General features: G+C 63.4%; 13 protein-coding genes and 2 pseudogenes. 8 read left to right on the top strand and 7 right to left on the bottom strand.

Translation table 11 applies throughout. The annotated features are described in order from the left end of the window. Window positions 1–168 precede the first annotated feature (168 nt). Complete coding sequence (locus tag H537_RS0131465) at window positions 169–642, top strand: hypothetical protein (protein ID WP_029001056.1); 474 nt, start codon at window positions 169–171, stop codon at window positions 640–642. Between the two features lie 18 nt (window positions 643–660). Here the strand turns inward: H537_RS0131465 and H537_RS55985 are convergent, their stop codons facing one another. Beyond that, complete coding sequence (locus H537_RS55985) at window positions 661–945, bottom strand: hypothetical protein (RefSeq protein ID WP_029001055.1); 285 nt, start codon at window positions 943–945, stop codon at window positions 661–663. On the opposite strand from H537_RS55985, the gene H537_RS51705 reads away from it, so the two are divergent. Both H537_RS51705 and H537_RS0131450 read left to right on the top strand, forming a co-directional pair. Continuing rightward, window positions 892–1,536 carry a tyrosine-type recombinase/integrase gene (locus tag H537_RS51705; protein ID WP_238446885.1) on the top strand — a complete coding sequence of 215 codons (645 nt, stop codon included), beginning with the start codon at window positions 892–894 and terminating at the stop codon, window positions 1,534–1,536. The genes H537_RS55985 and H537_RS51705 overlap by 54 nt on opposite strands. Window positions 1,537–2,001: 465 nt before the next feature. Further along, a complete protein-coding gene (locus H537_RS0131450; protein ID WP_238446879.1) occupies window positions 2,002–2,994 on the top strand; it encodes a patatin-like phospholipase family protein in 993 nt (330 codons plus the stop codon). Between the two features lie 3,926 nt (window positions 2,995–6,920). On the opposite strand, the gene H537_RS49880 is transcribed toward H537_RS0131450, so the two are convergent. Both H537_RS49880 and H537_RS46595 read right to left on the bottom strand, forming a co-directional pair. Then, entirely contained in the window at window positions 6,921–7,958 is a 1,038-nt protein-coding gene (locus H537_RS49880) for a ParB/RepB/Spo0J family partition protein (RefSeq protein ID WP_238446884.1), read from the bottom strand. Window positions 7,959–7,963: 5 nt separating this feature from the next. After that, window positions 7,964–9,127, bottom strand: a complete 1,164-nt coding sequence (locus H537_RS46595; protein ID WP_238446878.1) for an AAA family ATPase — start codon at window positions 9,125–9,127, stop codon at window positions 7,964–7,966. 1,162 nt (window positions 9,128–10,289) lie between these two features. Here H537_RS46595 and H537_RS0131430 point away from each other — a divergent pair. Next, window positions 10,290–11,597: a replication initiation protein gene (locus H537_RS0131430; protein ID WP_029001052.1), complete on the top strand. Its 1,308-nt coding sequence runs from the start codon at window positions 10,290–10,292 to the stop codon at window positions 11,595–11,597. A 46-nt stretch (window positions 11,598–11,643) separates the two neighbouring features. On the opposite strand, the gene H537_RS0131425 is transcribed toward H537_RS0131430, so the two are convergent. Then, window positions 11,644–12,234, bottom strand: coding sequence for an RES family NAD+ phosphorylase (locus H537_RS0131425; RefSeq protein ID WP_238446877.1), 591 nt, complete (start codon window positions 12,232–12,234; stop codon window positions 11,644–11,646). Window positions 12,235–12,709: 475 nt separating this feature from the next. Continuing rightward, window positions 12,710–12,943: a helix-turn-helix domain-containing protein gene (locus H537_RS56915; protein WP_375136347.1), complete on the bottom strand. Its 234-nt coding sequence runs from the start codon at window positions 12,941–12,943 to the stop codon at window positions 12,710–12,712. A 610-nt stretch (window positions 12,944–13,553) separates the two neighbouring features. Here H537_RS56915 and H537_RS0131420 point away from each other — a divergent pair. The 3 genes from H537_RS0131420 (at window position 13,554) to H537_RS0131410 (ending at window position 17,264) form a co-directional block, all read left to right on the top strand. Continuing rightward, entirely contained in the window at window positions 13,554–14,039 is a 486-nt protein-coding gene (locus tag H537_RS0131420) for a (2Fe-2S)-binding protein (protein WP_029001050.1), read from the top strand. Next, complete coding sequence (locus tag H537_RS0131415) at window positions 14,036–16,345, top strand: xanthine dehydrogenase family protein molybdopterin-binding subunit (protein WP_169517128.1); 2,310 nt, start codon at window positions 14,036–14,038, stop codon at window positions 16,343–16,345. Before H537_RS0131420 ends, H537_RS0131415 begins: the two co-directional genes overlap by 4 nt. 322 nt (window positions 16,346–16,667) lie before the next feature. Beyond that, window positions 16,668–17,264, top strand: coding sequence for a flavodoxin (locus H537_RS0131410; RefSeq protein WP_156902056.1), 597 nt, complete (start codon window positions 16,668–16,670; stop codon window positions 17,262–17,264). Window positions 17,265–17,724: 460 nt separating this feature from the next. On the opposite strand, the pseudogene H537_RS46590 reads toward H537_RS0131410, so the two are convergent. Together H537_RS46590 and H537_RS46585 are read right to left on the bottom strand one after the other, a co-directional pair. After that, window positions 17,725–18,754: pseudogene (locus H537_RS46590) on the bottom strand (IS110 family RNA-guided transposase). 92 nt (window positions 18,755–18,846) lie between these two features. Next, a pseudogene (locus H537_RS46585) lies at window positions 18,847–19,342 on the bottom strand (IS5 family transposase); the annotation flags it as partial. A gap of 668 nt (window positions 19,343–20,010) precedes the next feature. Between H537_RS46585 and H537_RS46580 the strand changes: the two are divergent. Then, complete coding sequence (locus H537_RS46580; RefSeq protein WP_064736079.1) at window positions 20,011–21,093, top strand: AbrB family transcriptional regulator; 1,083 nt, start codon at window positions 20,011–20,013, stop codon at window positions 21,091–21,093. Window positions 21,094–21,095: the final 2 nt, after the last annotated feature.

Raw genomic sequence — 21,095 nt, 5'->3', positions numbered from 1 at the left:
GCACCGGGCAGACCTGTTCACGGTGGCGCAGCTGGTGGACCGCATCGCTCGGTTCCGCGGCGCTGGTGGTCCGGCATCCCGGGCATCGGCGAAGGCAAGGGCCAGCGCATCCGCCGCTTTATCGAAGCTCACCTGGATCCTATTGCCGCCGCCTTGGCGCCCCCTGCCTTGCCCGCCCCGGGCGCCGAGGCTGCGGGCAGCGCACTGGTGGCCGGGACGTCGACACGCCGGGAGCAGGGCGTGGTGCCGCTGGAGCGGCTGCACGTGCCCTCGGACCTCAGCGGCGAACGGGGGACGTTGCGCGCGCCGCTGGAGCGCTGCGCCATCGCCGCGCGCAACGACTACGACCCCATCTACACCTGGCTGTCCACCAAGTCGTCGGAGCTGACCCAGGCGTCCTACCGGCGCGAGGCCGAGCGGCTGCTGCTGTGGTGCGTGCTCCAGTGCAAGAAGGCGCTGTCCTCGCTCACGCTGGACGATGCCTTGGCTTATCGGGATTTCATCGCCGACCCGCAGCCCGCGGCGCAGTGGATCGGCTCCAAGGGCGTGCCGCGCTTCGCGCCGCTGTGGCGACCGTTCGCCGGGCCGCTCAAGGCTGCCGTCCCAGAAACAGCCACTCGTGTTCCTGTACGGCCTCTTTGAGTGGCGGCTGTCCACTGGCTACACCACGGTCAATCCCTTCGCGGGCGTGCGCATCCAGGGCACCACCCGGCCCGTGGCGGCCTCCACCACGGCCGCCGACACCACCGAGCTGGAGCACGACCGGGCCAAGTGCAACCGGGTGCTGGCGCGCACGCTGCCCACCTCGGCGCTGAAGGCAGCGCTGGAGGAGTTGCCCGCGCTGGAGCCTGGCGGACGCCACCGGCGCACCGCGTTCGTGCTGCGCGCTTCCTGCTGTCGACGGGCCTGCGCATCTCGGAGCTGGCCGCCGCGCGGCGCGACCACCTCGAGTGGATCTTGCTCTCGCAGCAGGGCGACGGCGACTGGGTGCTGCACGTGGTGGGCAAGCGCAGCAAGTACCGCGAGGTGCCGCTGCCCGAGGACCTGGTGCACGCCCTGCAGGCCTATCTGGCCGCGCGCGGGCTGCCCGACGACCTGGAGCGCGTGCCGCCGGGCACGTACCTCATTGGCAAGGTGGACAACCTGTACCTGAAGCTGTCCAGCGCCGGTCGCATGGACGTGGTGGACGCCGCAGGGGCCATCGAGGCCGTGACCGCGCTGCCGGACGGCAGCCCCGCCTACAAGGGCGACGGCGTGCGGCCACAGACCATTCACGATGACCTGCAGCGCCTCTTCGAGCGCGTGGCCCAGCGCCTGGAGGGCAAGGATCGGCTGGACACGCAGCGGCTGCGTTTGGCCTCGGCGCCCTGGCTGCGCCACACCAGCGCCAGCACCACGGTGGCCGCCGGCGTACCGCTGGACGTGGTGGGTGCGCTGCTGGGCCATGCCAGCCTCACCACCACCTCGCAGTACGTGCACGCGGAATCGCACCGCGTGACCAAGGAGATGATGAAGCTCTGGAAGCAGCTGGCTTGACGTGCCAGCTGTCGCAACTGCATAGCCCGGATTCCATGAGCTGATCCATGGGCCGCCGGCCCGGCGACTTGGGGGAAGCCACAGACATGCGCCACTGGTTGCTGACCGTGGCGCAATTGCTTTCAGGAGCGCGTTCTGCCGCGCCAAAGCTCTTGCTCGGGATCTGTCGCGCCGCTCCAGACAGTGCCGAGGAATCAGGGTTTTTACCTAAGCCGGTCCACCGATTGCTGCACCGCAGCATGGAAGACGTGGCTGACCGCGTTATTTCCCGCTCCGGGCACGTCCCGGCCTCGAAGGCCATCGCCACGAGCGCTGACCTCCACAGTAACGGACCACATGACGCGCAACGACAGAAAAAACAATACCCAGGGCTTCATCGGCCCTGCATCCCATCGACTTCGAAACCCCTCTACTCAGAACGCCGGTTCGCTCAGGCTGCGTGCCTGGGGCACCGAAAAGAAAACCGTGAACTTGGCGCTTCAAGGCGGCGGCGCCCATGGCGCGTTCACGTGGGGGGCGCTTGATGCGCTGCTCGCAGACGCGCGGCTGGACTTCGAAGGCATCAGCGGCAGCAGTGCTGGCGCCATGAACGCGGTGGTAATGGCCGACGGCTGGGCCAAGGGCGGGCGCGACGGTGCACGGCAGGCGCTGGCTGCTTTCTGGTCGGCAATCGGCCAGATGATGCCCGGGGCACTGCTGGCCCAGCGCATTGGCGAGGAGGTCAGCCTATCGCCGGCCGGCAGGATGTTCGCCACCCTCGCGACACAGTTCTCGCCAGCGCAGCTCAACCCGATGGCGCTCAACGGTCTGCGCGACGTGCTCGAGCGGCTGGTCGACTTCGAGCGGCTGCGCCAGTACAGCCCGTTCAAGCTGTTCATCGGCACGACCCAGGCCAACACCGGCCGGCTGCGCGTGTTCCGCGAATCGGAGCTGACGGTCGATGTGCTGCTGGCCTCGGCCTGTCTGCCTAAGATCCACCATCCCGTCGAGATCGAGGGCCAACCGTACTGGGATGGCGGCTACTCGGCCAACCCGGCCGTGTTCCCGCTGTTCTACGAGTGTGACAGCACGGACGTGCTGCTGGTGCTGCTGAGCCCCCTAGCCCGGGACGACACGCCGCACACATCGGCCGAGATCCGCGAGCGCATCACCGAGTTGGGCTTCCACGCCCACTTCATGCGCGAAATGCAGCTTTTCTCCCGAGCCATGTCCTTCGCTGCCCCGTCGTTCATCGGCCGCGGCCGACTGGAACGCAAGCTACAGGCCATGCGCTTTCACATGATCGAGCCCGGGCTCTGCCCCAGCATGCAGCGCCCGGAAACCCGGCTGCTGGCCCACATGCCGTACTTGGAGCTGGTGCAGGGCAAGGGGCACGAGCGTGCCGCGGCATGGCTCGCGGACTATGCCGCCACGGTGGGGGTGTGCTCCAGCATCGACTTGGAACACTGCTTTGGCTAACCACCCGGGCGCTGCGGCTGCCAACATCGGCTGTCGACCTGACCGGTCAGGCTTGCCAGGTAACTGCTCGCGCATGACTGGTACATGTACAGCACAAGGCAAGACCACCGCGCCACTTCGTTGAAGGTGTCGCCGAGCAGGGGAGAAGACAATCTGGCAAACCTTCCAGGCGCCACCTTGGACAACCAGCTTCGCGCACCTCGGTAGCCGGCACGCGCGTATTCCCCTGCCGTGTTTTCGAAGGGTGGCGACGGCATTGCGGTGCGGCTGCTACATGCACGTGTGTCGCAACAACGCCGTGTCAGCTGCCGCACCGCCCTCCTCTGTCTGCTGGCGCCGAGGGTAGCGGTGGCCTGGGGCCACCCATCGGTGCAACATGGGCGGCGAGGCTGCTGCAGCGGCGTGACGACGGACTGGCCATTGCGCCAGCCTCCCGCTGCTTCCGCGGTATCCCTTGCCGGCGCGGTAATTGACTACGGGCCAATGGGCTTGCGCGACCGCGTTGATCCGTCGCTACTGACCGCCGCTTGCCTCCTGCGCAGCGGCCGCGGTGGCCTTAGGCCACCAGCCGCCCAGGCGAAAGGCGGGTGACCTGCGACCGGCTCGTCGTTTCAGTGAGCGTACCGGGGTGGTGGGTCCGCATCATCGTGACCATGCGGTGCGATGCATCAGGTGATGGCTAGAGATCACCACGGCCGAAGAGGGAAGTTCAAGGCAAAGGCTGACCGGTTCTATACGGTTCGAATTTGATGCCGACCTGGTGGTGAGCCGGGCAGCCCGCTGCACATGGTATGGCCCGCCCTTGCAAGGATGGTGATGTCCCAACCCCCCAGCGAAGCGAGATTCGCCGGATCGCACCACGCCCGCCTCTCACGGCTTGCGTGGTGCAGAGCCAGCGCTGCCAGCCGCCTTCCCGAGGGCGCGACTTGGACCCTGAAACCCCGAGCCAATGCTCGCCGGGGACTGCGCCAGGTGCGGGACAGAGGCGGCACGCCAGAAGAACCTGCACATGGAGGCGATCCGAAAACGCCGCGAATCCGCGCTGCCCGCCTACGTCGTCCATGCGCGGTGGCCCGAAGCCAGCTGCACCCGTCCTGCCGCTGTGCGGGGCGCCGTGCATGGGACACGGCACCTCCACAGCGCCACGGTGGCCTGAGGCCACCGCCGACCGTGATTTGACTCTGACGTCGACAGAACCGCCACGCAACAACCGGAAGCGGTAGCTGTGCCTGGGCAGTACGTTGGGGAGCCTGTGGCACTGAAGTGCCTGAGAGCGAGCGCCAGCCCACCCGGTATACATAGGCCAGCCATGCCAGTGGCCCCAGGCCACCGGTGCTGGCCTTGCCACCGACCGGGTGCACGAACAGCTCATGGGAAGCCAGCAGCCATGGCGGCTTAAAGCCACCGGCGGCCGTGATGCAGGTCGGCTGGCAGGCGGCAATACCCGGTGGTACTCAGCATGCAGGCCACCGGTACAAGCGCCCGAACGCGGGACCTCAGGCGCACCGGAGTGCCCGCGAGGCCACCTGTGCCGGCTTCATCTTCCTGAAGTAGATGCGCGGCTTGCGGAAACCCGACAGGACGACGACAGCCCGAGGACGGTGGCCGCCGGGATAATCCCGGCTGGCGATGAAAGCTCCTTGCGACGCAAGAACGCGCAGGCCGGGCACGGTGCCACGTTGAGAGACTTGGCGCCCCCAAGTGGCCTGGGGCCATCTGTTGAATTCTCCTGTCTGTCCCAGCCTCATCGCTGGCCCGCAGATGTCCAACAACACCATGATGGCCTGGGGCCATCGGCCGCCCACAGGCGGCTTAGGCAACGCATTGCAACGCCGCGCGGCGACGGGAAGCAGGCGTTGGCTCACGTCAGCGTTGCCTCAATTGGTCCGTTGAAGTGGCCCAGGACCACCGTCGATCCACTGTGCCTGCTCATGTTGGCAATGCCGGTGGCCTAGAACTACCGGTCCCCGCTGGGTCGCATGTCGAACGTACCTCCTCCACTCACGGCAGTCCAACTGCATGACGGTGGCCCGAGGCCACCCGGCGCCGGGGTACGGCTTGCAGTGCTGACGCTCGTGCTCAAGGCGACTGCGGAACCGCCGTGGCGTGGCACCTTCGGGTAGCCGCCGTACACCCAGGCCGTCGACGGCCTACGGCGAGCGCGCCGGGGCCGGCGAGTGACGGGACGCCAGGATGACGGCGCCGTCACGCTGCTGGTGAGTCGGTGGCCCGAGGCCACGTGCTGGCCCCCATGTCCCGTGCGGCAGCAGCGTGATGCCCTTTGGGCAAGAACGCCGGACGCCGGCTGAAGCGGGGCAAGTGGGACCTGAACGGCGTCACCGCTATGGCCGCACGCCGCCAAATGCTACACAGCACGCGGCTAGGCGTTCAAGGAATGGTGGCCACCGCAGGCACGCTTGAGCACAGCCCGCAGGCAATGCACCGGCGCGGCCCGCCAGCCGCGATGGTGACCAGCCCTTACTGCTTCCTGTGGAGTTCGGCGCACTTGCGCCACGGTGAACCGGCCGTCGCGTTACGGTTCCGTGGTGTCTCGTCCCGAGGAGTGCTGCCGGAGACCGCTGCAGGTTTGGCATTGCGGTGGCCCCAGGCCACCGCAATGGTCCGGGTACTCTTTGCGCGCCTCGTCCAAGGCCCATTGCACCAGTGGTGCTGGACCTCCAGCCGGCTTGGCCAAGCCGGCTGCTTGAGGAGGGCGTACGGTGGCCGCTTGGGAAATCAGCCATGTCGCAGTAACGCATGGTTTTCACACCGCGCTCAGACGCTCCATGACGGCCTGCGTGTGCCAGCCGGCACAGCGCGCCGCTGGGAGCCTCACATGCGCCGTGCCCGATGGGCCTCAAAGGCGTACGCGGTGAACCCTGTTCCCGTCACGCCGACTCGTGCTGTATTGACCAGTTGGCCAGCGCGTCAGCCCATCCCGTTGCCATGCTGGGGACGGCTGACTGGTGCTAGCAAGGCGCTGCTGCGACGTCCGTTTCAGCCTGGGGCGCGACAGGGCTGGCTGCGGACGGCGACCAAACGCGCCTGGGCGGACTGCGATGGCGAGACTGGCACGTTGACTGGCCGAGGGGCTTGGTGCTGCCGATTGGTGGTCCGCTGCTTGTGTTTGGCCACCGAGGACAGTTCACCTGTCACAACTGCTTGATTGGTCGCCGGCTCGGCATCAGCGCGGGCTGTCCTTGGCGTTGTCAGTGCAGCAGCAGTGCATGCCATCCTGGGATGCCTGGCGTGCATGGGCCAAGGCTGAACTCCACAGTCGCTTGGGGGCCTACGGCCACCCGCTGGCGCTGCGCCTGCTTGCCAGCAACGGTCACCTTCCGAGCCATCCCCTGGCAACGTGAGCGGTACGCGGTCCCCCGGTACGCCGACAGGGACCAGGTTGTCGATCGCGACGACGGCACCGCGAGACCACGCTCACTGCTACGCCGGTTGCTTACTCGCGACCCTATTGTCGAATGCCAGACACTTGCCCGCCCGGGGGGCGAGTTTCCCGCTCACGTGTGCGCTGGGCGCGAACCGCCCATCGGACCGTACATTGCCCTGGCCGAGGGCGCTGTACCGTCTACTCCAGATTGCCCGCGGCACCCAGCTTTTCGCCGCGATCGCGGCATGCTTGCGATGCCGTTGGTATCAATGGGAAAGGCCGTCTTGGGCCGCAACTGCGTTGCCCTGCAACTCGGGACGATGAACTCACTGGACCACTGTTATTTCAAACGCTGAGGCCCAGCGCCGGAGCATGTGGACCGAGATGTCCCGCGCCTTGCAGGCCGCGAGCCGCGCTGCAGGCGCGGTGGCCTCGGGCCACCGGCTGCGCCGCAGCCAGTTCACCGGGCTGTGCGCATTTGAATCTGCAAAGAAAAAGGCCCCCGTCAAGGGAGCCCGCTCAGGCAAGCCCGCGCTGTGTGCTACGGCTTCTTGAGCCTATCTCGTTCCTTTTCCAAGAGCCCCTGGATGGCCTCGATCAACCGGGGAGACAGCTTCATCGCCTTGGACGTCTTGACCGACAGCCACCGGTCCGCACACTCGATCGTAGCGATCGGGCGGCCGTTGTGCCCTTCGATCTCGATGCGCTGCGGCCTCTCGTTGGCTGTTTCCGTCAATGCCTCGAAGACCTCTCGAGCACTCAACCGCCCTCTTTCTTCCCGTGCCGCCTGCGCACGCTGGCGGATGCCGTCGGGATCCTTCTGAACGGCATCGGCCAGCTTTTCGGCCCAGCTCTTCTGGATGCTGCGCTTGGTGGGAAAAGCCTCGAGCACTTCGGCAGGCAGCGTAGCCAGCAGCAGGTAGCGGCGTACCAGTCCCTTGTCCTTACCAATTCGATGCGCCAAGGCTGTGGGTGACGAGAACAGCCCCGCGTCCAGCGCCAGCTTGTAGCTGCGTCCTTGTTCATACGGCGACGGGTTGGCGCGCCCGGCGTTCTCGTACTCCATCGCCTCCCACAGGGCCATGTCTGACATGCCGGTGACGACCACAGCAAGAACCTTGAGCCCCAGTTCGGCACAGGCCCGGGTACGGCGACGTCCGAACACCATGTCGTAGCCATCGTTCTGCCCGTCCCTGGCTCTCACGAGGATCGGCTGGACATTGCCACGGGTCTTTTCGATAGTGGCCTTGAACTCTTCCCACTCCGAACCTTCGAAGGTTTCGGCATCACGGTTGTGGAACGGCCCCGGGCCAATTTGCAGGGGATCCAGGGACAAGGTCGGTTGGGCACCCACCCACTTCTCCAGCTGCTTACGCAGGCTGGCCAACTCGCGCTCGGTGTCCTTCTGCACGCCCATCATCGCCAGCAGGGTCCCCGGCGCGGTGCGGGGCTGCTGCGGAGCCGGCGCGGCCGAGGTGGCCCCGGGCCCCGCGTCGGATGCGGCGGCGGCCGCCACCGAGGCAGCGGGTGTCTGGATTTTCTCGACGGCCGCGGTGGCCTGAGCAATCCGGTCCTTCATCTTGCTCACAGCGTGGCCTCCGGAGCCTCGACACCGAACAGTGCGCGCTGGGCGATCTGGTTGGCCCACGCCTTCCCGATCGAGGATTCGAGCATGTCGACGACGCGGTTCGCCGCGTCCACCGCCCGAGCATAGGTCGCCCTGGAACCCTCGTAGGTTGTCACATCGAAAACAGTGCCAAACGACAGGGACGTCGTGCCTGCCGCTTTGGAGTCGGGGATCTCCACCGGAAGCACGAACTCGCCGTAAGCCTTGGCGATCCACGTCGCGACGGTGGTCGCGTTGTCGTCACCCGCCTTGACCTTGGAGAGCAAGACATGCACGAAGTCGAACTCGGAACGGCCACCGTTGTACGCAGCGTTTTGCGCCAGCTCGGAGAACAGTCCAAAGAACTGCGCGGATGACGCGAAATCAAGGTTGTTGGGGGGCAGAGGGATCAGCAGCCCGTCGGCCGCATTGAAGGCATTCATCACCGTGAAGCTCAACGACGGGCTCGTGTCAATCAGGATCACGTCGTACTGATCGCGCAATTCCTCCAGACCGGCATCAAGCACCATGTAGAACACCAACCCCTGCGTGCCTTCCCGCATCTGCCGGGCGGGCAGAAGGAACTCAGCGTTGTACAGGTTCGGATTGCTGGGGATCAGGTCGATGTTGGGCCAGTAGGTCTTGCGCACGGCATAGGCCGCGCTGTCCTTCTCTCCGGCGAACAGCGGCACCAGCGTCTCGTCCATCGGCAGCGTGCTGATCTCGGAGCCGAAACCGAACAAGGTAGTGAGGCTGCCTTGGGGATCCAGATCGATGGCCAGCACCTTGTGCCCGCGCAGCGCCAAGCCCTGCGCGAGCGTCATCGAGGTTGTCGTCTTGCTGACGCCGCCCTTGAAGTTGCCCACGGCAATCGTCACGGCCCGGCACCCTTGCGGCCGCAGCTTTTCCATGCGGTAAGCACGAGCCCAGGTGGAGGCCTCCTCCACTGTGAAGAAACGGCGGTTGTTGCCCCGGGCCACTTCTCCCTTGGGCAAGTCGCCACGGGATACGCGGTAGAGGACTTGGTCGTTGGTGATGCCACACAGTGCGGCCAGCTTCCCGGTGGACAAGGTAGGAGGTGCCTTGACCATGTCGGGCGCGAAGATCGCGCTGCGCACGGTCTGTAGCGTCGTCGCTGCCACTTCAGCCGCCTGGGAAATCCGGCTTAGAGGAACCTTGGGATAGGGAAGGGTACGTGTTGTCACTGTGGCTGCTCGCTTAAGGACTGAGTCCGTGAAATTTTCCGAATTCGATCATAAATCGCGGACTCCTCCTAGCAGCGCGACTACGAAGATACAGAAATACAACCAACTACCAAGACAAATACAACGCCTGAAAAATCATTTGAAATCAATAGCTTAGCTCATATTTGGTGAGTTGATACCGGGGGGGCGGTGTGTCGAAAACGGCAACAGGTGTGTTGATAGCTGGGGACTGGTGAGACGATTCCGGGGCCTTGAGTGAGTTGAAAGCGGAAAGCTTGGGTCAGGTCGAGCCGCCAGAGCTACCAACAATGGGCAAACAACCCCGTACCCTCTCCGGAACGAGCCGGTCCCCAGGAAACATCTCACCTTTAGGGCGTCATGCGCTGTAGCGATCAGCGCGACAGCCGCGGAAATGTAGGTCGGTTTTCTCCTGATGAAATACCGGCCGCATTCAAGGGCCCAGGAAGCAGGCTCGAGCGTTCGAGCCAACGCTCCCACCGGAAACATCTCACCTTTGCACCGCGTCCAGCACCGTTTCCCTCAGGAAACGTCTCACCTTTGACTCCAGGAAAAATGCAGGCTACGGCAGACGTCTTGGCGCTAAGCGCATGCCCCCGGCCGTTCTTGTTTCCCCGGAAGTCCGCAGGCCACTGCGGAGTTGATGGTCAAACCGTCGGCGGCGACTGGGCAGCATCGGGTTGGGGTCTCAACAAAGCGCGTGCAAGAACTGTCCCCGAAGCCTACGTTGAGCAGACGCTGGTGCGGTGTATTCGCGATGGGCATTGCCGGGCGGCCAGCGCATTGGCTTGAACCGAGCGGAAGGGGTGACCTCTCGACAGCGGGAAGCGCAAATGCCGCCGTCCTTGGCCAAGTAACGACTCGCAAGCGGGGTTGGGCACAGCCAGGATCCTCGTAGCGCCTGGGTGCGGCTGTGCTTCGCTATCGCGTGCCGGCACCCGAGAGCCAACATCATCGCGGGACGCCCGACAGGCGAGTGAGCACTGAATCGCTGCCATCGCACCACAAGCGGCAAGGCAGGCAATCCGGCCGTCACGGCAGTGCGGCTTGAGGTGAGATACTGGGCGAAGGAGACTCACCGATGCCGCCGCTTCCAAAGAAGACCAGCAGCGCAAGCAACGAACCGCAGCAGTTACGCAAGTCCGAGCGCATGCTCGTAATGCGGGCGTCCTCCGTTTCGCTGACCCTGATCGCGCGCAAGATGTACAACGCGATGCTCTACGTTGCGCAGCGCCAGGGGCTGGAGAGACCCCGCTACTCCGCACCGCTGTCCAAGCTGGCAAAAATCATCGATTACGGCGGAAACGACAACGCCACCTTGAAGCAGATCGTGCGCGAAATGCAGACCTGCCTGATCCAGTGGGAATCGCCGGTCGGGCGAGACGGGGTCGGGTGGTCGTCATCGCAGCTGATCGGCGGGGTCGAGCTCGGCGTCGTCGCCGGCCAGAACGTCATCTGGTGGGAGTACAGCAGTATCTTCAAGCGCGACATTCTCGAGCCGATGCCGTACGCCACGATCTCGCTGGTGACTAACGCGCGGCTGCGGTCGATCTCGGCGCTGGCGCTCTACGAGATCTGTTCACGCTACAAGAACTCGATGCTGACTACCAGGCATCATTGGCGGTGGTGGCGTGATGCGTTGAGCCTGCAGCCGGGGACGATGAAAGAGGGGGGCGAGTACAAGACGTTCCACCGGGATGTGCTCAAGCGCGCCATCAGCGAGATCAACAGCCAGTCCGAAATCGAGATCGAACTCGTGACTCACAAGGAGGGCAGGGCGATCAGCGAGATCCAGTTCAAGGTGCGCGCCAACCCGAACGTGCAGCGTGAGGTCCAGGCGCTGAACATCGAACCCGTTGATCTGGCGCTCTACGACCGCGCGGCCGCTCTGGGCATCGGCGTCAGATGGTCGGAGCGGCTCATCGAGCTCCATGGCGATGCAGCTTTCAGCCGCGGACTGGACCTGCTCGACGCTCGCATGAAGAACACGGTCGCTGAGCCGGTCGCTTCGCCGCATCGATGGCTGGAAGAAGTACTCGACAGGCGTTCGCTGCCCGCCCTGGCGGTGGCCTCCCCGTCGGATGCCCAGGTCCAGCCCGAGGTCCCAACAGCCACATCACCCGCGCCCGTCCCATCCCCTGCGATGTCCGTCTCCGACTTGGAGACCCGGGAGCGGCGCAATGCCGAGGCCATCAGCCTGTACGCCCAGTGCAGCGAGGAGGTGAAGGCCAGGTATCGGCACTCGTTCGCCAGCACCGTGCTGCCGGGCCTGCATCGCAGCTACAAGTCCGACTGGGAGCGCTATGGCCCGACGGGACGCATGGTCGGCCCCGTCTTTGTCCGATATCTCAGCGAGCGGCTCTTCAGCAATCCGCACTCGCCGCCGTGAAGTAGGGCTGCTAAATGTCGGTTGGCCAGCGGTGCGTTGAACTCATTTAGACACGATGGTCGTAAAGGAAGCGGCGCACCTTCTCGGGCACCAGCTCTCGCGCATCCGGATGGGTCGAGTTGATCAGCACGTTGCCCTCTTCCTCGATAATGACCGAGGGCACCACCAGCAGCGCTGAGGTGCCTGCAGCCAGCCAGGCCGAACCGATACTGCGTGGACACCGTGCCTTCGGGAATGGCGTTCCAGCCCACGGCAGCGGGCGAGGCAGCTGCGTGTGCCGAGCCCACACATCGTCGGGGACGTCGACGCGCACCAGCAAGCGGTTGAAGGGCAGCTGCGCGCTAGAACGGCTCAGATGCGCGCGGGTCTCCCAGGCGGCCAGCGAGATCGAAATCGCAGCATAGGCAACGTGCCCGCCTGGACCGTTCCAGCGGCCACCCTTGTGGGCGGCACCCTTGCCAGCCATGTCGTCGGCTGTCCAGGACGGTGTAGCGGCATCCGGCATCCGGTTCAGCCGGCGCCGCGCCACTCGCTTCGTTGTCGGCAGCAGACACTGGGGCGGCGGGCAAGGATTCGCGTACTGCGCTGGCGCCATGTCTTGCCAACGCCGGTCCGTTCTTTTCATGCTGTTGACCATGGTCACACGTGCGTGGCAAGTACAGCAGGATGGTGTACCGCGAAACGCGATCGACAAGGATGCCGATGGCGGACCTTCCAAGGCGCAACAATCAGAGCGCCTCCCCAGTGTCTAGGCACCTCCTGGCTCATGACTTTAAAGGGTCTGTTCCTTCAGGTTGCATCCGGCGTCACAAATGGCCTGCCGCGCTTGCGGCTGCGGCGTCGTGGCACACGCAGCGCCCGGCCGGTGCGAGGCATAGGATGCCAACTCGCGGTGTAGAGCGCCACGCGCCCATGGATGTGCAGAGCCTGGTAGATACCTTCGGGCGAGATCCGAATTTGACTCGTTATCCGGGAAGTCGTTCCAGCAGCCCATTTGCAATCTGTTCCGGGGTCCAAGCCAATGCCCAGCGACGGTCCTGACGCTGGGCGTTCCCTCATCCATTCCAAGCCACAACCTTAGGTCCTAGGCGTCGGTCTGTCTGCGCAAACACTCAGCCGGACAGGCGATCTTGAACATACTGTCTCAATGCCTGGTTGGTAGCCAGCCGCGCTGGCTTGGGGCGCTTGGCGCGACGATCCGCGTGCCACGGCGGGGTGGTGGCGCGACAGTCAACGTACCCGCCGCGCGTGGCTGCGCTGCGTTGCAGCTCACGAGAGATAGTGGACGGTGGTCGGTCAAGGCGCTGTGCGATCTCGCGCACGCCATGCTCCTGAGCGCGTAGCAAGGCGATCTCCTATCTCTAGGCAATCGACATGTAGCGGCCCGACGGCGGTCTCAGTTCCATAGGCGGCATTCCGCCACTCTGCCTGAACCATCTGACCCACACCGCTGGCAAGACACCTGCCCCAACAGCTGCCTGTTCATGGGTAAGTCCTTGCGCAAGCAGCTGCCACAACCGCGTGACGGTCTCCCGACGCGCCACGTTCGGTCGGCTAATCGATCCCAGAGAAGGTCTGATGCCACGCTTGCAGTGACCATGATTGATGGTATCCATCGCAACGATATCCTTCTTGGTACGTGCTGCGACGACCGGTTGAACGCGCGCTAATTCTTCTTCACCCTTTTGCCCGTCTGCTCTCTGTTCGAGGCGGGTGTCCACGAAAGTCAGGCTACCTCATGGTAACCATTGCCGACTCCCGAAGTAACCGACAGCCAATACACCGTTCATGTGCAAGAGCCCTGGCTCAGGCATATCGTCAAAAGCCATTAGCAATCTCCTCTTGCTAGTCTTTGAAGTGGTTTCGGTCTAGTGACTACCGGCGTTGTTCTCTAAAGTCGGCACGCACCACCCCACGTCATTCAACCAACTGCAGCTATGCATTGATGGAGCCGGTATGGCAATCAACCTTGATGTAAACGGAAAATCGCACCGCGTAGACAGCGATCCGAAGATGCCGCTGCTGTGGGTGCTTCGCGATGAACTTCATCTCGTTGGAACCAAGTTTGGTTGCGGTGTGGGGCAATGCAACGCCTGCACGGTGCATCTCAATGGCTCGCCGGTGCCGTCGTGCCAGATACCTGTATCGGCGGCACAGGGACAGAAGATCACCACGATCGAGGGCTTGGCCGCAGACAATGCTCTTTCGGCCGTGCAGCAGGCCTGGATCGACCATGACGTGGCGCAGTGCGGTTACTGCCAAGCCGGCCAAATCATGACAGCCACGGCGCTACTGGCACAGACCCCCAACCCGACCGAGGTACAGATCGACGAGTTCATGGCGCGCAATCTCTGCCGATGCGGAACCTACACGCGCATCCGCATGGCAATCAAAACCGCAGCCCACGCCATGGCCGCTGGCAAGACTGGGAGCACTGCATGAACCCGCTCAATCGCAACGACGCCGAAGCGCAAGACTGGCTCGCCGGTCTTGAAAGTGCCAGGCAAGCCAGCGATCCCGTGGTGAATGCGGCGCCGTTGTCGCGCCGCGGCTTCATAAAGCTGACCGCAGGCGCGGGCGCAGGTCTGTTTGTCGGAATTGGCGTTGCCGTCCCGGAACCGGTACAGGCGCAGATGGTCAATTCCGCTCCGTCATTCGCCCCCGCCGCCTATGTGCGCATTGCACCAGACGGCACTATCACGTTGTTCGCGAAAAACCCTGAGATCGGCCAAGGCGTGAAAACAGCTTTCGGCTTGATCTTGGCCGAGGAGCTTGATGCCGACTGGGCCGACGTGCGCATTGATCAGTCCCCCATTGACGCCGCGCTGTACGGGCTGCAGCTTGCCGGCGGTTCGCTGTCAGTGGCCAACAACTGGATGACGCTGCGCCAGGCTGGTGCCGGCGCGCGTGCGCTGCTGGTGGCAGCGGCCGCCAAGCGTTGGAACGTGCTGGTGTCGGAAATCACTACCCATGACAGCGTGCTGTTGCATACACCGAGTCGCCGCAGCCTGCGCTATGGCGAGGTTGCGACTGAAGCCGCGTTGCTGCCCGTACCTGACCTGCAAAGCCTCCAACTGAAAGATCGCAAGGACTTTAGGCTGTTAGGCAGGAAACACAAGGGGATCGATGGACTGAAAATCGTCACCGGCCAGCCTTTGTTCGGCATGGATGTGCAATTGCCGGACATGGGGGTGGCAGTGTTCCTCAAGTGTCCGGCGGTATATGGCCGGGTGCGCAGTGCAAATCTTGATGTCGTGCGTCAATTGCCCGGCGTAAGGCATGCGTTCATTGTCGAAGGCACAGGTAAGCCGACCGAGATGTTGAACGGCGTGGCGATCGTTGCCAAGGACACTTGGTCGGCGATATCGGCGCGCCGTCAGCTTCAGGTCGTTTGGGATGAAAGCGGTGCCTCCACGGACAGCTGGAGCGCACACGCTGCCAAGGCACAGGAGTTGAGGCAAGAGATCGTGGGCGCCCAGGTCGTGCAAGCGATCGGCGATGTTGACGAGGTGCTGTCGAACGTCGCGCCGGGCAAGCGCGTGGAAGGTACTTACACTTACGGCTTTGTGGCCCATGCACAGATGGAGCCGCAGACATGCACTGCTTGGTACCGAAAGGACGCAGCCGGCGACAGCATCGAGATCTGGGCTGCGTCACAAACACCGACCGCTGCTCGCTCGCTACTGTCCTCGTTGTTTGGCGTGCAAGCCGGCAAGGTCAACCTCCACCAGTTGCGGCTAGGTGGGGGCTTTGGCCGGCGTCTGGTCAACGACAACGTCATTGAAGCGACCCAGATATCCAAGCAAGCTGGTGGCGTCCCGATCAAGTTGGTCAACCTGCGCGAAGACGACATGGAGCATGACTTCATCCGGCCCGCAGGCTTCATGTCGTTCAAGGCCGCATTGGACGGTCAAGGTCGTATCGCAGCGTGGAACTCGCATCTGGTGCATTTCAAGAGCGAGGGTGGCGCTGCCGTCACTGCGGCCAATTGGCAAGGCAACGAATTCCCCGCGCTCAATGTGCCGCGCTACCGTGCATCCCAGACCCTGATGCCGCTGCGCATGCCTACAGGATCCTGGCGTGCGCCAGGCGCTAACACCGCCGCCTGGGTAGTGCAATCGTTCATGCACGAGTTGTCAACCACTGCCCGGCGCGACCACGTGGAGTTCCTGCTTGAGGTGACGGGAACCCGCCACGGCAGTCACACTGGTACACCGCCGGGACGACCTGTGCATGTACCAGAACGTGCGGCCTCAGTGATCCGCAGCGCAGCGCAGCGCTCGGGATGGAATCAGCGCAGCCTGCGAAAGGGACATGCACTCGGCATCGCCTTCCACTTTTGCCACCAAGGGCACTTTGCGGAGGTGGCCGAAGTCAGCGTCGATGCCAACAAGAAGATCACCGTGCACAAGGTGTGGGTGGTTGGCGACATCGGGCCTATCATGGACCTCTCGTCTGCCGAGAACCAGGTGCAGGGGTGTGTCGTCGATGCAATCAGCACGATGTCGCTCGAGCTGACCATGGAGCGCGGACAGATCGAGCAGAAGAACTTCCATCAATACGCGATCGCACGCATGCCGGTAACGCCAGTGATCGACGTCCATTTTCTCAACACTGATTATCCGCCTACTGGCGTAGGCGAGCCTGCGTTCCCGCCATTGGCACCCGCTGTCTGCAACGCGGTGTTCACGCTCACCGGGCACCGCATTCGGACCCTGCCCATCACGCGTGAGGGATTCTCAATTTGATTCGGCCGACGCACCTGGCATGTAACTCCAGTTGTTCGTGCCGAAAGCATTGCACCGGCATTCATGCGATGCGATGCTTGTTTACACCAAAACTGTTGAGCCGGCAACTGCAAGATTGAAGCAGGGTACCGATGTCAGTTCCGCTTTGGCACATCGATGCCGCTGTTGGATTGAGGCGCCCGTCACTAAACTTGTTGCACCGCATCCTCTGATGCGGTGCGCTGGCCTTTGCCAACCCTGTTCCCTGAGGAAAATTGGTTGGCCCCACATCTGTCTTTGGCCGTATAGAGATCCGACTTTCCTGGCAATGCAGAGGCACCTGATGAGCGAAATCCTGGTCAGCCGGCGTAACAGTCTAAGGAAGGCACTGCTCCTTGCCATGTCCGGCAGCGCCGGGATCGCACCCGGATCTGGCGCGACACAGCCAGGGGCAGGCAAAAGTAGGTTTCTTGTCGCGTACTTTTCACGCACGGGCAACACGCGGGTCATCGCCGGCCAGATTGCACGCGCAATGCAGGGAGATCTTACTGAGATCGAGCCAGCGCAGCCGTATCCCGAGGACTATCTGCAGACAGTCGATCAAGCCAAGCGCGAAAGCGATGCAGGCTATGAGCCGTCCTTGAAGGCTATGGTCCTCGACATCCAAAGCTATGAAGCCGTCTTCCTCGGCTTTCCGATCTGGGGCATGACCGCTCCGCCAGTGATTCGCTCGTTCCTGTCGCGCCATGATTTGGCAGGCAAGACACTCGTGCCCTTCATCACCCACGGCGGGTATGGCACGGGCCAAAGCCTCTCTGTGGTGGCACAGAAGGCCCCGAGGGCGCGGATTATGGATGCTTTCGTAATAAAGGCTGATCAGGAACGCGACACACTGGAACGCGTGACGCGATGGCTGGAGCATCGACCGACTTCACGATAGGGCATCGTACTCACCGATGGTCTCGTAGTGCCAAGCACAGCGGGCCTCAGGTAGCGCCCGTTGTCAACCAACGCCCAGAAGGCTGCGCAAACCACAGCTTGAACGGCCCGTTCCGCCACCCTTGGCGCCCTACAGGGCGCCAAGGGTGGCGGGCTCCTTCAAAGCCCGCTGCCGAAAGGCGCGTCGTGACCGCCGGAAAATCTATGGTCAGCCCGGTCTTTGCAAGGCAGTTGGGTGGTGATGTGAAGAGGGCTTGCGCAAATCTATCCGGAGTCGTTTTGGGTAGCGAGCTACCCGCTCCTTGATGAGAACCGTGCCTGGCAAGCCTCAAAAACGCGGCAGCGTATTACCGCTGATTTCTGGCCCAGGTTTCATGCCAGGCTGTTGAGCCATTCACGCCATCACGTTGTCTGCCATCGCAAACCAGGTGGGATTGGAAGTAGCCAGTCGCCTTGGTGCATCAAGCGGCCATCGCCGATCGGCCAGGGTCAAAGTGCGATCCCCTGGCCAGCATTGCCCATGCGATCCTGGCGAGCTTGTTGGCCAGCGCGCAGGCCACCACGTTGGAATGTCGGCGCGCGAGCATGGCGCAGACCCAGCGCCCAATGACGTCGGTTCGCCGCTCGATGTGCTTCATGAGGCTCCGTGCACCCAGCACAAGAAGCGAGCGCAACTTCTTGTCGCCTCGCTTGCTGATGCCCAGGAGCTTCGGCTTGTCTCCTGTGCTGTACTGCCCGGGTTACAAGGCCCAGCGACGCAGCGAATTGGCGAGCATTCTTGAATCGGTGAGGATCACCGAGCTCGATGGAGAGCGCGCTGGCCGTAACCGGGCCAACGCCCGGTATCTCCAGCAGCCGACTGCTACGCTCGTCGGCCTTGAGCTGGCGCTTGATCTCGCGGTCTACATCAGCGATCTGGCCGTCGAGATACTTGTGGTGAGCCTGCAGTCGAAGCAGGACATCGACGATTGCCGGGGGTAGATCCTCATGCCGAGCCAGCAGGACAGGCACTGCCTTGATGGCCTCCTCGCCCTTGGCTAGGCTGATGCCGAACTCCAGCAGGAACGCGTGGATCTGGTTGGTGGTGCAGGTGTGGTCCCCAACCAGTGCTTCACGCACCCGGTGCAGCGCCGAAAGGGCCTGCTGCGCCTCGGTGCGCGGCGCGGCGAAATGCATGTTTGGCCGCACGGCGGCCTCACAGATCGCCTCCGCGTCGGCGAAGTCGCTCTTGTTGCCCTTCACGAAGGGCTTCACAAACTGGGGCGGAATGAGCTTGGGCTGGTGGCCCGTGGCAGCCAGGCGGCGCGCAAGCCAGTGGGCACCGGCACACGACTCCATCGCGACAGTGCATGCCTGGAAATTGCCGAGCTGCGCCAGCAGCTGGCTGCGGGTCAGCTTCTTGCGAAATACCATGTGCCCTGAGCTGTCCTGCGCATGCAGGTGAAAACTGTGCTTGCCCAGGTCGATACCGATCAGCGAGATGTCGCCCATGATGGCCTCCACAGGGTGAGAGAGCAGTCCGCAGCGTACGTCGCTGCGAGGGACCGGGCTGACCATCCCATTAACGCGCTTTCTAACCGCCCCCGACACTTGTCGACGTTATTCGTCGAGCTCGGCGCCCCGATGATGGTGGCGATCCACAATCGTGCCGGTGCCCAACTTCAGGCCGCGGGCCTGAAGTACCTGGCCGACCGTGGCAAACAACTGCTCTCCCAGCTTGTGGCGTTCCAGCAGACGGCGAAACGCTCAGCAGCGTCGTGCGGTCAGGCACGCGCTCGCGGCCCAGCTCAATGCTCACGAATCGGCGCAGAGCCGTACTGTCCAGCAGTGCCTCCTCGCAGGCACCGGCGGCAAGGTTAACCAGTGCTGCACGAAGTACATGCGCAGCATACGCTCCAGCCCGATTGGCGGGCGACCGTTACCGGCCTTGGGATAGTGGGGCCCGATCACCGCACACAGTTCCTGCCACGGCACGATCTCTTCCATCGTCGCCAGGAACACGTCGCGCCCGGTCGGACGGCGGTAGCGTTCTAATCCGGCTTCCTGGTCAGCGGCCATAGCAAGGGTCTGTTGCTTCATACGACCCCACCACCGTACCAGCCACCCCTGTCACGGACCTTATTCAGCTTTGCCCTAAACAACGTTGCTGCGCCGTCATTCGGCCAGTCATGTCGCGCCATTCAAGCCTGGCTTGCCGGTGGTGCGATTGCTTGTGGGAACGATGCTGCTGGATGAAAAGTAACCAACTGCCAAAGGGACTGGATGGCGCTCGTGATGCCGACACTGGCGTTGATCACAAGAGATAGTGGCCTGAAGTGTCTGGTAGACCGCCCGATTCCGGTAACGGCTCCTGAGCCGATTCCCGGTCGGCCCCGATGACTCTGGGGCCTAAGCGAAAACACGGATGGCTAGTGAGCCTGCTTCATCTTACCATGTTCATATATACGAAAGAGTGTTCGCATATATGAACGGAATTCGTGATGTTCGATGCCAACTCGTCATTGGCGCTGCGCTTGGCAGTCTGATAACCGCCCATGCCAGTCAAGGCCGTGGCAGGGCAATGGTACTGGCTGGCTGTGTCACGACGGCACGCCGCTGCATGGCCGAGGCGCCAGCCGAACCGTGGAGCAAGCGGCCACGGTTCCAGCATGTTATTGGCCCGCACAACCTGTGTCGTCCAAGTCATGGAAGTAGAAGAAGCAGCAGGCAGAACGGAGCGGTTGTAAACAAAGAAGAGGACTTGTCAATTGCTATCCAACGCTGACGCCGATTCAAGTTGCATCGCCAGACTGAAGCCCGCTTGGCAATGGCTGCTGCTGCTCGTATCTTCTGCCGCTGTAGCCGGAGCATTCACGCTGGGCGGTATACCCGCAGCAGTGCTGCTTGGCTGCATGGTTGCGGCCATCGGCATGGGCACAGCGGGCCATCGCATTGCCGTTGCACGCACGCTGATGGGCTGGGGGCAGGGCATGGTCGGCTGCATGATCGCGAGGTCCTTCAGTGCATCTGCATCCATGGATCTGCTGCAGCGGTGGCCTGTGTTCCTGAGCGGTGTGCTTGCAGTCATCGCTGCAAGCACACTGCTGGGGTGGTGGATGATGAGAATGCGGTTCCTGCCCGGCAGCACGGCCGTCTGGGGTATGAGCCCGGGAGCGGCTTCTGCCATGACCTTGATGTCCGCCAACTACGGAGCAGATGCCCGGCTGGTCGCGTTGATGCAGTATCTGCGCGTACTTCTGGTCGCTGGAGTGGCTTCAATCGTTGCCCATGTGCTGGGTGAACATAGCGTCGGCACGGCAGCGGTTTTCCCGCTCGACCGACCCGTGCATTGGGAGTTCCTGGCCGCCACTGTCGTGATAGCCCTGTCTGGCCATGTAGTTGCGCGGCTGGCGCGGTGGCCGAGCGCAGCGCTGGTGTTTCCCATGTTCGCTGCCATCAGTCTGCAGCGCATGGGAATCATGGAGATCGAGCTGACTTACTGGGTTCTCGCACTGGCCTTTGCTGTCATTGGCTGGAGCATAGGGTTGAAGTTCAACCGAGACTTGCTGCTGCATGCCGCGCGCAGCCTGCCGCGCATTGTCGCTTGCACGAGTGCTCTGATCGCCGTCTGCGCCGCGTTTGCAGCGTTGCTCGTCATGGCAGCCGGCGTAGACCCGATGACGGCCTACTTGGCCATGAGCCCTGGCGGAATCGATTCCGTGGCCATCATTGCCGTGTCCAACCGTATCGACGAGCCCTTTGTGATGACGATGCAGGTGCTGCGCCTTGTGACCGTGGTGCTCCTGGGGCCCATGACGGCCCGCTTCGCGGCCCGAAATGCCACTCGATGAGG

The sequence above is a fragment of the Azohydromonas australica DSM 1124 genome (assembly GCF_000430725.1).
Taxonomy (GTDB): domain Bacteria; phylum Pseudomonadota; class Gammaproteobacteria; order Burkholderiales; family Burkholderiaceae_C; genus Azohydromonas; species Azohydromonas australica.
Note: the sequence above shows the minus strand (reverse complement) of the source record. Positions and strands in the feature narration are given on the sequence as shown.